The sequence below is a fragment of the Roseovarius aestuariivivens genome (assembly GCF_004761875.1).
Taxonomy (GTDB): domain Bacteria; phylum Pseudomonadota; class Alphaproteobacteria; order Rhodobacterales; family Rhodobacteraceae; genus Roseovarius; species Roseovarius aestuariivivens.
This window is the reverse complement of the sequence record NZ_SJEY01000005.1, coordinates 1-13000: the sequence shown is the minus strand read 5'-3', so window position 1 is coordinate 13000 and position 13000 is coordinate 1. Positions and strand designations below refer to the sequence as shown.

Here is a 13000-nt window from a genome sequence, read left to right as displayed (position 1 = left end):
GGGCCGGTCAGGTGCGAAGCATCTGCGCACCCTGCAGGCTGCGGTCCGGCCGGCCGGAAAGCCGCGCGCGCAGGCTGGCGCAGCTGTCGCGAAAGTCATGCGTGAGCCAGAGGAAAAGCCGTTGCCCGGCGGGTACGTCCAGAAGCTGTCGGGTGAAGGTGACGCGCGTCTCGGTGTCGGTCACGGGTGTCAGGGTGATCGACACCGCCTGCGCGGGGTCCTGCGTGCCGGGGCGCGGCAGGGCGCGATAGCGTATGTCGCGCTGAGCGCGGCAGGCATCGACATGGATCTCGTAAAGCGTGTCCTTGGCGCCCATCCGTCGGGGCAGGCAGAGGATCATGTCCGCACCGCTGTCGTCGTTCGGCGCGAGAAAACTGGCGCCCGGCCAGTAGTAGCGCCCCGCATGAGACGGGTCGGGCACCAGCGCGGGCCAGAGCGTCTCTGGCGTGCCGGGCAGGATCAGGGTCTTGCTGCGCGGGCGCATGTCGCGGCGGCCCAGCCGCGCGAACCACGGGCCGTAAAGGCTGCGCTCGGTCACGAGGAAGGCGGTGAAGAGCACCAGGCAATAGGCCCAGCCGGGCAGGCCGAGCGCCGTCATCGCGCCCCGGATCAGCGGGTCGATCAGCGTCAGGCCGAGCAGCGCGAGAAGCCAGATCTCTCCCAGCGGCAGAAGCCCGGGCAGAAACAGGCCGAAGACAAGGATCGGCGTTCCGATCAGCAGAACGAGCAGGATGAGCCAGGCAAGCACGCCGATGAGTGGCGTGGCGGGCGGCGGATCGAGCGCGCCGGGATCTACCAGACCGTTGAGCACCGCGACGCCCATGATGAGTGTCAACAGGACCGAGCCGAGCAAAAAGCGGCGGTACTGGCGGGCAAGACGGGCGAACACGGGCGGGTCCTTTCGCGTGTAAGTAGCCTTGGCCGTCTAACACCCGATTTGGGCGACGCGCGGATCGTGTCGGGGCGCTTTGACGACAATTCTTAGGATCGCGCCCGCGTCCTTTGAGAGATTGTGAACCCTTTGCCGCCTAAGCCCGACGCATAGAGGCAAAACTGGCAGGAGGATTGGGTCATGGCCTATGCGATTTTCACGGCAAGCTGGGCGGGTGTGGCGGTTCTGGCGGCGCTGATGCTGGCCTGAGCGCGACGCGCGCGGGCGGGAATTGCGGCTTGCCCTGCCTGCGCGCAAGGGGCATTCTGCGCGGAGCGCGGTTGAAATGGGGTCCCGAGAGCCCCAAATATCCGGAAGCGAAACGGAGAAGGCCGGGGTTGCTGCAGACGCGGGACCGGTGCCTTCTTGCTAGAACAGGAAAACGAGCATGCAAGACCCACTCAACGCCTCTTACCCGGTGCTGCCGCTGCGGGACATCGTGGTGTTTCCGCACATGATCGTGCCCCTCTTTGTGGGCCGCGAGAAATCGGTGCGCGCGCTGGAGGAGGTGATGCAGGATGACAAGCAGATCCTGCTGTCGAGCCAGATCGACCCGGGCGAGGACGACCCCGTTGCCGACGGGATCTATAAGACCGGCGTGCTGGCCAATGTCCTGCAACTGCTGAAGCTGCCCGATGGTACCGTAAAGGTGCTGGTCGAGGGCGTCGCGCGAGTGAAGATCACCGACTACCTTGAGAACGAGAACTTCTTCGAGGCGCGTGCGGAATACCTGCAGGAAATGCCGGGCGACGCGGCGACGATCACAGCGCTTTTGCGGACCGTGACGGATGAGTTCGCACGCTACGCCAAGGTCAAGAAGAACATCCCCGACGAGGCGCTGGCCGCCGTGACGGAGGCGGACGATGCCGCGAAGCTGGCCGATCTGGTGTCGGGCCATCTGGGCATCGAAGTGGCGCAGAAGCAGGAGCTTCTGGAAACGCTGAGCGTGAGCGAGCGGCTTGAGAAGGTATATGGCCTGATGCAGGGCGAAATGAGCGTTCTGCAGGTCGAGAAGAAGATCAAGACGCGCGTGAAGTCCCAGATGGAGCGCACGCAGCGCGAATACTATCTGAATGAGCAGATGAAGGCCATTCAGAAGGAGCTTGGCGACGGCGAAGAGGGCGAAGGCGAGATTGCCGAACTCGAAGAAAAGATCGCCACTACCAAGCTCAGCAAGGAAGCCAAGGAAAAGGCCGAGGGCGAGCTCAAGAAGCTCAAGAACATGAGCCCGATGAGCGCCGAGGCCACGGTGGTGCGCAACTATCTCGACTGGATGCTGTCAATTCCGTGGGGGGTGAAATCCCGCGTGAAGAAGGATTTGAGCCGGGCGCAGGACATTCTGGACAAGGACCACTATGGCCTTGAGAAGGTCAAGGAGCGGATCGTCGAATACCTTGCCGTACAGCAGCGGTCGAAAAAGCTGAAGGGCCCGATCATGTGCCTTGTCGGCCCGCCGGGTGTGGGCAAGACGAGCCTGGGTGAGTCCGTTGCCAAGGCGACGGGGCGCGAATTCATCCGCATTTCGCTTGGCGGCGTGCGGGATGAATCCGAGATCCGCGGCCATCGCCGGACATATATTGGTTCCATGCCGGGCAAGATCATTCAGGCGCTGAAAAAGGCCAAGACGACGAATCCGCTGATCCTGCTCGATGAGATCGACAAGATGGGGCAGGATTTCCGCGGCGATCCGGCCTCGGCCATGCTTGAGGTGCTCGACCCCGAGCAGAACAGCACCTTCGTCGATCACTATCTGGAGGTGGAATACGACCTCTCGAACGTGATGTTCCTGACCACGGCGAACTCCTACAACATGCCCGGGCCGCTCCTGGACCGGATGGAGATCATTCCGCTGGCGGGCTACACCGAGGACGAAAAGCGCGAGATCGCCAAGCAGCATCTGCTGCCCAAGCAGATCAAGAACCACGGGCTGAAGCAGAAAGAATTCAGCCTCGATGACTCTGCGCTGACCGCGATCATCCGGCATTACACCCGTGAGGCCGGCGTGCGGAACCTTGAGCGTGAGATCGGCAAGGTGGCGCGCAAGGCGCTGACCAAGATCATCAAGAAAGAGGCGACCGAGGTGCATGTCACCGCGGACAACATCGCCGATTTCCTTGGCGTGAAGAAGTTCAAGTACGGTCTGGCCGAGGAGAAGGATCAGGTGGGGGTTGTCACGGGCCTTGCCTATACCTCGGTCGGGGGCGAGCTTTTGAACATCGAGGCGCTGCGCCTGCCGGGCAAGGGCCGGATGAAGACCACCGGCACGCTGGGCGACGTGATGAAGGAATCGATCGACGCGGCCAGCTCTTACGTGCGGTCCATCGCGCCCGAAATCGGGGTCAAACCGCCGCGCTTTGAAAAGTGGGACATCCACGTGCACGTGCCCGAGGGCGCGACGCCCAAGGACGGGCCGAGCGCGGGCCTTGCGATGGTGACCTCCATCGTCTCGGTGCTGACCGGGATCCCGGTGCGCAAGGATATCGCGATGACCGGCGAGGTGACGCTGCGCGGCAACGCGCTGCCGATCGGCGGTCTGAAGGAAAAGCTTCTCGCGGCGTTGCGGGGCGGCATCAAGACGGTGCTTATTCCGCAGGAAAACGAGAAGGACCTCGCCGAGATCCCTGACAACGTCAAGGAAGGGCTCAAGATCATTCCGGTCGAGCATGTGCGCGATGTGCTCAAGCTGGCGCTGGTCAAGACGCCCGAGCCGGTCGAGTGGGACGAGGCCGCCGAAGAGGCCGCCGCCGCCGAGACGGCGATGAAAGGTCAAGACGGGCAGGGCGCGGTCGCGCACTGATCCCTGTTCCAGCGAAAACACCGAAGGCGTCCCGAGAACGGGGCGCCTTTTTCGTTGTGGCGCGGGCCTCAGATCAGAACGAAATCCTCGGCCCCCGGCAGGTCGAAGAAATGCGTCATTTCCACCACGATATGGCCGTCCGTGCGCCGGTCGCCATCGCTGTCGATGCTGACGATCGCGCGGAAGAAATCGTTTGGATCGCGGGTGACGCGCACCTCCTTGCCCGCGCCGGTAAAGGCCGCGCCGCCGATAAAGGTCGTGTCATGCGTGCCGAAGTCGCGCCAGGTGATCGAAATGCGGATCTGGTCGCCCTCGAGCGTGTTGAAATCGCTGATCGTTCCCCGCGCCGCCCAGAAGCGTGTCATCCTCTGCAAGACCAAAGATCGTGTCATTGCCGCCCTCGCCTTCCAGCCGGTTGGCCAATTGTTGCGTGCCGATCATGTGGTCGTCGAAGGACGAACCGCGCGCATCCTCGACGAGGAAGACATGAGGCGCGTCGAGATAGATGAACTGACCCTCCGAGGCCCAGCTGTAATCGAGCGTGTCGCGCCCGGTGCCGCCGTCGATCCGCGCGGGGGCGTCGAAGCCGAAGGAGAACATGAACGCGTCGTTGCCCGCGCCGCCATAATATTCGTCCTGCCCGGTGCTGGCATAGAACGTGTCATAGCCCGAGCCACCATTAAGGCTGTCATTGCCCGCGCCGCCCGAAAGCGTGTCGTTGCCGTAGCCGCCGTAAAGGCGGTCATGGCCGCCAAAGCCGTTGATCTGATTGTTCTGCGAGGTGCCAAAAAGCCAGTTGTCGCCGTTGGTTCCATAAATATAGGACATTGCGCCATTGCTCCGCTGTCGGCCATGAACCGTCTCATGGTCTGTCCCTTGGGTCGCGCGGGACGGTGCGGGGGTTCAAAAACGCTGTTGGGATCACGACACCGGTTCAAAACGCGAAATGCCCCGCTTGCGCGGCAAGCGGGGTGATCAACGGGTCGCTATCGGCAAGCGCTGCGGTTTAAAGCGCGCCGCCTGCAAGCATGAACAGCACGATATAGGCCACGGTCAGGATCAGACCGTCGGTCTTGTCGAGCGTGTAGTTCGCCGCATCGGCGGCGACGACGTCGGAGGACATTGCAGGCTCTCCCAAAGAGGCGGCCAGCGCGGGCTCGGCGGCGACAAGCGCGGCCAAGGCGATGACAGGAATGAGTTTCTTCACGGCTTCACTTCCCCGAAAATTGGTATCTTTTCAGGTAATAACTGCGCGTGTGGCGACAGGTCAACTCGTCGCTGGCAATTGATCCGGCATGGGGTATTGTGACAACAGTAGCGCGCGGCGCTGCCATGAGCACAACGAAAAAGGTTCAGAATGGCAAAATCGAGCACCGTCAAAAGCAAGGTCACAGCATTGCCCGCAGGCCCCAGACCGGATGTGCCGGACCCGGGTGTGGTGACCGAAACCAAGCCCGATGGCGCGGCATCCGACCTCAAGAAGCGCGAATTGCTGCAACTCGTGGCCGACCGGTGCGACATGAACAAGAACCAGGTCAAGCCCGTGGTAGAGGCGATGATGGAAGTGCTAGGCGAGGCGATCGCGGAGGGCCGCGAACTCAACCTCGAGCCATTCGGCAAGCTCAAACAGCAGCGCACCAAGGACACGCCGAATGCGCGGGTGACCGTCGTCAAGATCCGCCAGAAAAAGCCCGGCGCGGCCGGTTCGGCCGAGACCGGCGCGGACAGCGACGCCGAGTGATCGGGGCTGCGGCGGTTTTTTCGGGCCCCCGCGCCAAAGCGCTCTCCTTTGGTGTTGCGTCGCTTTGGAAGTGGCGCTAGATAACGCCCCGGCGGGCGATTAGCTCAGTGGTAGAGCGCTTCGTTCACATCGAAGATGTCAGAAGTTCGAATCTTCTATCGCCCACCATGTCCGCCCTTTATCGCCTGCGCGCCGCGCCTTGGATGGCCCGGCCGGACACGACCTTGCCAAAGCCCGCGCCATGACCCCAGACCAGCCCCTTCGCCTGCCCGAACTTTGGATTCTGCGCCACGGCCAGACCGAATGGAATGTCGAGGACCGTCTGCAGGGACGCCTGGACAGCCCGCTGACGGCGCAGGGCATGGCGCAGGCCAGGGCGCAGGGGTCGATCCTGCGCTCCGCCGCGCTGCCGCATGACCTGCGCGTGATCTCAAGCCCCTCGGGCCGCGCGTTGCACACGGCGCGGATTGCGGCCGATGGGCTGGGCCCGCTCATAGAAACCGATCCCGCGCTTTTCGAGATCGATCTCGGCGCGTGGCAGGGGCGGCGTGTGGCCGAGATCCCTGAGGCGCAGGAAGCACGCGATCCGCATCTGTGGAAATTCACGGGCCCGGGCTGTGAGCGGCTGGAGGAGATGGCGGCGCGGTTGACCGCGTTCCTGGCGGCGCTCGACAGGCCGGCGGTGATCGTCACCCACGGCGTCACGTCGCGCATGCTGCGCTGTCTTGCGTTGGGCCGCGCGCTCGAGGCGCTGGGGTCGGTGCCGGGCGGGCAGGGGGTGGTGCACCATCTGCGGCAGGGCACGGCGCGGGTCATCGCCCCTCCCGTGGCCTGACACGGATCCTGACCCGCCGGGTCGGGGACGCGCTTTTCGTCAGAATGTGCGCATGAGCGGTATCGCAACAGCAATCAGCGCCAGCACCACGCAAAGCGGCCAGACCCAAGCCGGCCACCCGCCCGGCAGGCGCAGGCGCAGCGCCTGAAGGCTGGCGCCAAGGGCCACGGCAACGCTCAGCCCGCTGAGCGCGACCAGCGTGTAGGCGCCGCGCGGGCCTTCGCGCCCCGCGAACCCGGCGATATCATAGGCAAAGGCTAGCCACGCGAGGCCGAGCAAAGCCGTAAAGCCGAGGCTGACGAGGAAAGCAGGACGCCCGACCGGTAGAACCGCCAGAGCGAGGTAGACCGCGAGCGGCAAGCCGAGAATCAGCAACCAGACAGACATGTTCGAAATCCGACTTTTCCCCGGGCGGGACTTTTAGGGATATTTCTCCGCGACACAACACATAGGTGTCATCGCGTGCCCGACGCATCAGGCCTTGCGCGCGCCGTGTGCGATTTGCTAAAGCGCGCGCAGCGGGCGGTTAGCTCAGTTGGTAGAGCGCTTCGTTTACACCGAAGATGTCGGGGGTTCGAGTCCCTCACCGCCCACCATGAATTTCCTGAATCCCTAGTTTTGCTGGGTCTCGCGGCTTTTAGGTCTGCAAATGTGTACCGTTTCGCACTGGATTTGTGTACCATTTTTGTCGAACAAGCTAACGGACGCGTGTTTTGTTATGCGAAAATGACCCTGAAGCTCCGACGGTGGCCCGAATCTGGCGTCGTCAAAGCGCTATCGGTTGTCTTCAAGGACACCTATGGTTTGAGTGTACTCAGCTTTACCGATACTTGGAACTCAGAAAACTGCCAGAACTGGCCCTCAGGCTACCCAGCACCTAACAGCTTATTGCGCCTTATTCCCCTTGTGATCAGTCCGATATCTGCTTGCCAGTAGCCTTGAGCGACAAGCCGAAGAGACCACGGGAACTGCAGGGGGTAGGCATGGGCCACTGGGGGTATCCCGGTATTATGTAGACAGCCTCTGCCAGAGATGGGGGCTAGGGGTTTGTAAATCACTTTGGGCAGGACGCTTTTAAGACAGTCCTAGCGTGGAGCAAGTCGTGTTTGTGGAGCTGTATTCCAAAGCAACTGCGGACACTTGAACCGTTGCAGAGTATGCCCGTCAGACACGATCCCTATCCGAAGTCGTGATCAAAGCAATCAGGAGCCCAGCAACGGTGAACAAACCAATTAAGACCACAACGCTAGACATAGTTCGATCCCCAAATGACGGCCTTGGCAGAACATTTTCATGAGGTGGAATCAGAGCGTGCTGCAAGCAACCGGCAGAGAGTCTCTGCAGAGGTGTTGCACAAATATCCGGGCCTTAGCCGGAGGGGCGCTGATTGCGGTCATTCAGGCGATATGCAGCGATTGGCAGCTGTGAGCCCAGGCCAGTCGTTGCTGTGAACCGCAGCATTCGTCCAAAAGGACGGTTAGCAGTCGTTCTCTGCAGTTGCGGCATCCGGTGACGAACTCCAACGAGCGTACCTTCAAGCGGGCGTAAACGGGCTTACCTGTCATGAGTAAGGCCGGGCGCCTCCTAGTCCTTCGCTTCGGAAACTAATGGAACTCAAATCTAGCAGAAAAGCGGTCGTTCAACACTGATATCCCAGACCAAAAGGCTCAGATGATGGCGTCGGGTCCGTGGGTGATTTTGTCCCAACGCGCCGAAGGTTGGGCTTCTGATCGAAATTGAGACCTAATCAAAGATTCTGTTTCACTCCCGTCTAACGACATCAAGGTGCACTAATGTTTTTAGTCGCTCTATATACCGCGGTTTCAAAATCCATGAAGGCGCTAAACGAGACCGGATCTGCAAAGGGCAAGACCTGCGTTGCCCAGAACCCTCCCAATCGATTTTTCAGGTCGATCCAGAAAAAGCAATTAGCCAAGCCGGCCCACCCCAATGACCCCGCAGGCCGACCGGTTGGCGCCTCTTCCAGGTTCACCATGAACGGGTAGGACCAATCCTTGGCAAGCCCGGGGAAGAAATCGGCATCATTCGAAAGAGACGGGTTAACCCCCGGTAACATCTTGACCTGTTGTGGCGGCACCAGAGAGCCCTTCACAGCCCACTCAACTGTGTCGGGTTTGAGCACAGGCCCATTCGGTCCCCGCCCATCGTTCAGCCACATGCGGATGAACTTCATGTATTCAGGGATTGTTCCGTAGAGCCCGTGCCCGCCCATGTCGATCTCCGGGTCGTCAGGAAGAGCGAAGTCATCCATGGGCGTAAGGCCGTCGTCCGGGCCTCGGGCATGAATGGTCGCGGTGCGCGACTTCATGTCGTCGGTGCGCGTGAACGCGACATCCTGCATCCCGAGTGGGTCGAAGACACGATCCTGAATAACCTTGCCCAGCCTTTTGCCGCGCACGCCCTCGACCACCTGTCCTACCCAGTCCATGCCGGTTCCGTACTCCCAGCGGTCACCGGGATCGAACAGCAAGGGTGTTTCGAGACTGGCGCGCAAGGCTGTCACGACAGAGGGTTGCCCATGCTCTTCTACGAGGCGTTGGTAAGTCTTGTTGAAAAAGTCATATCCGAAGCCGGCCGTATGCAGCAGAAGCTGCCTGGTCGTGATTTCGTTTCGCGGCGCGCGAAGTATTGGCGAACCGTCGTCGCCAAACCCCTCGATCACCTGAAGCTTGGCGATCCAGGGGGCGTAGGTCGCTGCAGGTGCATCCAGGTCGAGCAGACCTTCCTCAACGCATTGCAGTGCGACTGTCGCTGTAATCGCCTTGGTCGTTGAAAATATCGCAAAGACGGTATCTTCGGTCATGGCTGGACCATCGATCCGCCGATCACCCATGACCCCCGAGTAAATATCCCGGTCTTGGTTCGTCACCATGGCAACCACACCAGGAACGCGCAGTGGGCCATTTACGGCATCGGACAAGATCGTGTCACAGGCTGTTTTGAGATCCGCCATGATCGTCTCCTGATCTAAAAGGGGGTGGTAGCTTGTTTTGCCTCCCAACGAGGTCTGTTGGTTGCCGATTGCAGGCGACTGAATTTCATGTCGCGGACCCGACCCAGATCGAGCTGGCCTGCAGAAAATCGTTTCCGCGCGGCCAGACGATACGGACCGGCTCGCGACATCAAAGAGCGCCAAGTCCCGTGCAACCTGACAGGGGCGACGTCGCACCCGTGGCGCTTACTCCGGCATTTCCTCACCGGATCCGCCGAACTCTGCCGGGAAGTCCTTCATCTTGGGCAGGCCATCCTTCATGGGCAACACCGTTTCGGAGTAGTTTACATGCAGGCCCGGCTTGAACGCGAGATCAGGTATGATTGCTGCGTACACATCCACAAGCTTCAGGCCAGGATGTCCGGACATGACGTGACCGCCGCACTTGGCGCACCACTTCCGGTCAGTGTTTTCCGTTTTATTGTATTGTTGCAAATGCTCCTCGCCCTTCGTCACCTTGACCTTTTCGGGTTCCCAGAGCGTGAAGGCATTGACCGGGCCTGCGGACCAGTGTCGGCAGCTCTCGCAATGGCAGTATCCCATGCCAGCCGGTTCTCCCGTAACCTCGATTTCGACGGCCCCGCAAAAACACTGTCCTTTATGTGAATCGGCCATTTTTGTCCTCCCCAGTTCTTATGGCTATGCGCAAGGTATCACAGGTTGGCGTCGTTTCGTATTTTGCTTGCAGGCCATCGAATGCTCCCGCCCAGCAAGCAATCCATGGCTCAAGCAGGATTGCGCGCCGAAATGACCCAAGACGATGTGGGCACCCAAATGCCTGTTTCATCTATTTCCTGGCTTTCGAAAAAGTCTCTCATGTCCGCTTCGATCTCGGATCGTTTTGCATCTGCGAGTTCCGCGCCAGCCTCGCGAAAGACCTCGCCTGCCGGACCCACGGCAAGTGCAAAATCGATGCATTCCTGAGGTGACGTTCCGACCATGATTTTCTCGTCGACGCGCGCAAAGACGATGTCTTCATATCCTGCACTTTCCATCATGGCCGTGACCATTTCCTGATTGCCCATCGAGAAAGGACCCGGGCCGCATGTGTCTGCATCATCGCCGGGCGGGGGAAGGTGGCGAAGGGTGATGTCCTTTGCTGCCTGCCAGGCCGGATTGTCCTCGCGGCGCCGCCAGACGATGTGGGTCATTTGCCCGCCGGGTCGGAGTGCAAGGCGCATCCGGCGCAGAGCGGCGACCGGGTTTGCAAAGAACATCGTGCCGAATCTGGCAATGACGTAATCGAACGCGTTTTCAGGCAGAGCGATTTCAGCATCCCCGCGACGGAACTCGACATTATCCAGCCCCTTGGCCGCTGCGTCCGCGCGCGCCTCCTCGAGGAAGGCATCCACGCAGTCAATACCGACGACGTGCCCTTCGGGCCCCACGATCTCGGCAACCTGAACAGACATGTCGCCCCAACCACAGCCCACGTCGAGAACCTTCATGCCCTTAACTAAGGGCAAATTTGGCAATACGGCTGCTGAATGACGCGAGAGGCCTCCCTGGAGAATATGTCGGTACTTGGTGAACTTGGGCTCTAAAACCGCGTTCCAGAATTTCACAAAGTCCGTATCGTCTGATTCATCAAGTACCATTGCGCCCTCCAAAGTAAGCCTGTCACGAGTTTAGCACAGCAATGCCAAGTCAACGAACGGCACAGATGTCGGTCGCTTGCATCCAACTGTCCAGTAAACTCATCTATGCAGGCATCGACGCCTCGCCTTCTGCGCAAGGACTCGCCTAATGCGCAACGCCGCTTGGACCGTGCTTCATGTGATGCCACTGCCCATAGCTGTCCCTCAGATCTAGCTTTACAGGCGTGGTCGCGGTCGTGGAGGCGTTGCCGAAGGTCCGCTTTGGGCCGATAACACAGCTCGAATTATGATGACGGACCGGATGGTTTGTCCGCACAGCAGAACTTGACGCAACTCGCCGTGAATGTCTGCTCTTTTACCTTTTGTTGTTCATGCCGTGCCGCCAAGGGAAAGCCGGATTGCCAAGTCGGGACACCTGAATCAACCGTTAACCGAACAAGAAGCTATAGGATACTTATAGGACTTTGTTCGTTTAAGGATCACGGGTCTACCTCTGTCCCGTCTGCTGCCCACCCGTCGATGCGCAAGTCTTGCACGTTGCCCTCCCCCCAGCCTTCCTCCAAGAGCGCCTCGATCTCGCTGAGGTCCCGAAAATTGCCAACAGTCCCGTCAAACAGAACATGGCTCCCTTCTTCGAGAGGCTCGATGCACGTCGGCAGAAACAAATGGGTATGTTCAGTGAGGCGTGGATCACCGGCACGATAAGTAGCTTTGGTGGCCAGAGCTTTCATCTGCGGAGTGAGAAAATCGAGTGCGGTCGGATCGGTAACGTTGGACCTGCTTAACATCATCCTTGCCGCATCTTCGCTGGTGCAAAGGTCTGGTTTCAGCTTTCTCAAACTCCTAGCTGTCAGAGGGATATGACCGTCCTTCAGCAACTCCAGTTCAAGCCTATCGGGAAACATATCACTTGCGGTACGCAGGCGGTCCACTGGTAGCTCAACAGGCAAGTTGCCCAGCATGAAAACGTACTTCGGGTGCTCAGCCCAGACTAACCTCAGGCGCGCTATGGCTTGGATTGTCTCTGCTTCCCTAATCTGTTGATGGACTGCAGCAATCCTTGGGTCCCGAAACACGTTAATCAAAACCCCAGACTGAGGCTGCTGGTTCTTCTCGGACTGCCAATATCCCTGAAGCATCAAAGGCAAGTGATCGCTGGTGTCCTCGAATACCAAAGGTGGCTCAGCTTCCCAGAAGATTGCTCTGGCTTGCTGTTCTACAAGTGCAGCGGGCGGCGAGTTCCGACCGGTAATGAAGACCACCGTGCAATATTCAAACTCGTTACTCCCTCTTATGCCCCCGAAGTGGCCCACCTTTACGCCTTCCAGATTCATTGTCCGAAGTCTTGCGGCCAGAGGCTTATGAGAAATCAGTAACGGCCTCTCACCACTAGAGACCCAAGCCTTCAGCACTTCAACAAGCTGTTCGACCTTGTCTTCGTTTTCGTTCCAAAACGTATTGCTGCCGGTTTGGTCGTAAACCTGAACAACAATGGCGTTCTGGCGCACGTCTATCCGACTGAAGTCAGTGAACGGCAACAACTCGTCCAACAAGAGCGGGTCCGCTGTCGCATCCAGCAACAAGACGGGTGTTCGGTCATTTATCCTAAGCTCTTTCCTTCGGCATACTGTGACCTCATTGCTGTCAGCGTCGTACCAGAGACGTGCTGGAGACGTCCGGTGTGGCAAGTCCCATTCCTCTCGAAGCACGCGGATCAACCCCCTCAGAGCGTTGCATGTCTTCGCTGACGGCAGGCTCGCAGGGCGGTCGGACTCTGGTTCAAACGAAACACTCGGAGCAATCGCCGACAGGTCGATCTCGCTCAGGTCTTCCTTCGTGACACCATTATCTTTTAATAGCTCGAAACACCTTGCCCCATCCTCGTCAGCTAATGCATCGACAATCCACCTACCCAGATAACGGTATGAATCGTGCTTGATGTGTCTCCGAACATCTTCTGCGGATACCTTTGGGAAGTCACCCACCATACTGCTCAGAAAGCCTTCATCGATTACGACTAAGTCAGGCTCTCGCTCCTCTTCCATCTCGTTTCTGGGAAGGCCAAGAGAAGCATGCGTGTAGAGA

12 protein-coding genes and 2 tRNA genes are annotated in these 13000 nt (G+C 59.7%); 5 read left to right on the top strand and 9 right to left on the bottom strand.

From position 1 onward, the window contains the following. Nucleotides 1-7 precede the first annotated feature (7 nt). Nucleotides 8-889 (bottom strand): hypothetical protein, encoded by an 882-nt coding sequence (locus tag EZV60_RS09230; protein WP_135504726.1) that lies wholly within the window; start codon nt 887-889, stop codon nt 8-10. Between the two features lie 430 nt (nt 890-1319). Between EZV60_RS09230 and lon the strand changes: the two genes are divergently transcribed. Beyond that, entirely contained in the window at nt 1320-3728 is a 2409-nt protein-coding gene (lon, locus tag EZV60_RS09225; RefSeq protein WP_135504724.1) for an endopeptidase La, read from the top strand. 68 nt (nt 3729-3796) lie between these two features. On the opposite strand, the gene EZV60_RS09220 is transcribed toward lon, so the two are convergent. The 3 genes from EZV60_RS09220 to EZV60_RS09210 all read right to left on the bottom strand — a co-directional run bounded on the left by EZV60_RS09220 (nt 3797) and on the right by EZV60_RS09210 (nt 4935). Then, on the bottom strand, nt 3797-4093 hold the full coding sequence (locus tag EZV60_RS09220; protein ID WP_135504722.1) for a hypothetical protein: 297 nt from the start codon (nt 4091-4093) through the stop codon (nt 3797-3799). Further along, nucleotides 3990-4556 carry a calcium-binding protein gene (locus tag EZV60_RS09215; protein WP_135504720.1) on the bottom strand — a complete coding sequence of 189 codons (567 nt, stop codon included), beginning with the start codon at nt 4554-4556 and terminating at the stop codon, nt 3990-3992. The genes EZV60_RS09220 and EZV60_RS09215 overlap by 104 nt, the downstream gene beginning before the upstream one ends. A 178-nt stretch (nt 4557-4734) precedes the next feature. Next, complete coding sequence (locus tag EZV60_RS09210) at nt 4735-4935, bottom strand: hypothetical protein (protein WP_135504718.1); 201 nt, start codon at nt 4933-4935, stop codon at nt 4735-4737. Between the two features lie 150 nt (nt 4936-5085). Between EZV60_RS09210 and EZV60_RS09205 the strand changes: the two genes are divergently transcribed. From EZV60_RS09205 to EZV60_RS09195, 3 genes are all read left to right on the top strand, one after another. After that, nucleotides 5086-5469: an HU family DNA-binding protein gene (locus EZV60_RS09205; RefSeq protein WP_135504716.1), complete on the top strand. Its 384-nt coding sequence runs from the start codon at nt 5086-5088 to the stop codon at nt 5467-5469. A gap of 93 nt (nt 5470-5562) precedes the next feature. Further along, nucleotides 5563-5637, top strand: a tRNA-Val gene (locus tag EZV60_RS09200). A 73-nt stretch (nt 5638-5710) separates the two neighbouring features. Continuing rightward, nucleotides 5711-6304 (top strand): histidine phosphatase family protein, encoded by a 594-nt coding sequence (locus EZV60_RS09195; protein WP_135504714.1) that lies wholly within the window; start codon nt 5711-5713, stop codon nt 6302-6304. A 39-nt stretch (nt 6305-6343) separates the two neighbouring features. Here the strand turns inward: EZV60_RS09195 and EZV60_RS09190 are convergent, their stop codons facing one another. Next, nucleotides 6344-6691, bottom strand: coding sequence for a hypothetical protein (locus EZV60_RS09190; protein ID WP_135504712.1), 348 nt, complete (start codon nt 6689-6691; stop codon nt 6344-6346). A gap of 133 nt (nt 6692-6824) precedes the next feature. On the opposite strand from EZV60_RS09190, the gene EZV60_RS09185 reads away from it, so the two are divergent. Further along, nucleotides 6825-6900, top strand: a tRNA-Val gene (locus EZV60_RS09185). Nucleotides 6901-8084: 1184 nt separating this feature from the next. On the opposite strand, the gene acmB is transcribed toward EZV60_RS09185, so the two are convergent. The 4 genes from acmB to EZV60_RS19075 form a co-directional block, all read right to left on the bottom strand. Then, complete coding sequence (acmB, locus tag EZV60_RS09180) at nt 8085-9278, bottom strand: methyl acetate hydrolase AcmB (protein ID WP_135504710.1); 1194 nt, start codon at nt 9276-9278, stop codon at nt 8085-8087. 225 nt (nt 9279-9503) lie between these two features. After that, nucleotides 9504-9932, bottom strand: coding sequence for a GFA family protein (locus tag EZV60_RS09175; RefSeq protein WP_135504708.1), 429 nt, complete (start codon nt 9930-9932; stop codon nt 9504-9506). Nucleotides 9933-10042: 110 nt separating this feature from the next. Continuing rightward, nucleotides 10043-10927, bottom strand: coding sequence for a class I SAM-dependent methyltransferase (locus EZV60_RS09170; protein WP_210115076.1), 885 nt, complete (start codon nt 10925-10927; stop codon nt 10043-10045). 467 nt (nt 10928-11394) lie between these two features. Further along, on the bottom strand, nt 11395-13000 hold a 1606-nt coding region (locus tag EZV60_RS19075), incomplete at its 5' end, for a hypothetical protein (RefSeq protein ID WP_167853496.1).

Coding starts and splice junctions, on each gene's coding strand:
- lon (WP_135504724.1), top strand. CDS start 1,320: ATGCAAGACCCACTCAACGCCTCTTACCCGGTGCTGCCGCTGCGGGAC.
- EZV60_RS09220 (WP_135504722.1), bottom strand. CDS start 4,093: ATGACACGCTTCTGGGCGGCGCGGGGAACGATCAGCGATTTCAACACG.
- EZV60_RS09215 (WP_135504720.1), bottom strand. CDS start 4,556: ATGTCCTATATTTATGGAACCAACGGCGACAACTGGCTTTTTGGCACC.
- EZV60_RS09205 (WP_135504716.1), top strand. CDS start 5,086: ATGGCAAAATCGAGCACCGTCAAAAGCAAGGTCACAGCATTGCCCGCA.
- EZV60_RS09195 (WP_135504714.1), top strand. CDS start 5,711: ATGACCCCAGACCAGCCCCTTCGCCTGCCCGAACTTTGGATTCTGCGC.
- EZV60_RS09190 (WP_135504712.1), bottom strand. CDS start 6,691: ATGTCTGTCTGGTTGCTGATTCTCGGCTTGCCGCTCGCGGTCTACCTC.
- acmB (WP_135504710.1), bottom strand. CDS start 9,278: ATGGCGGATCTCAAAACAGCCTGTGACACGATCTTGTCCGATGCCGTA.
- EZV60_RS09175 (WP_135504708.1), bottom strand. CDS start 9,932: ATGGCCGATTCACATAAAGGACAGTGTTTTTGCGGGGCCGTCGAAATC.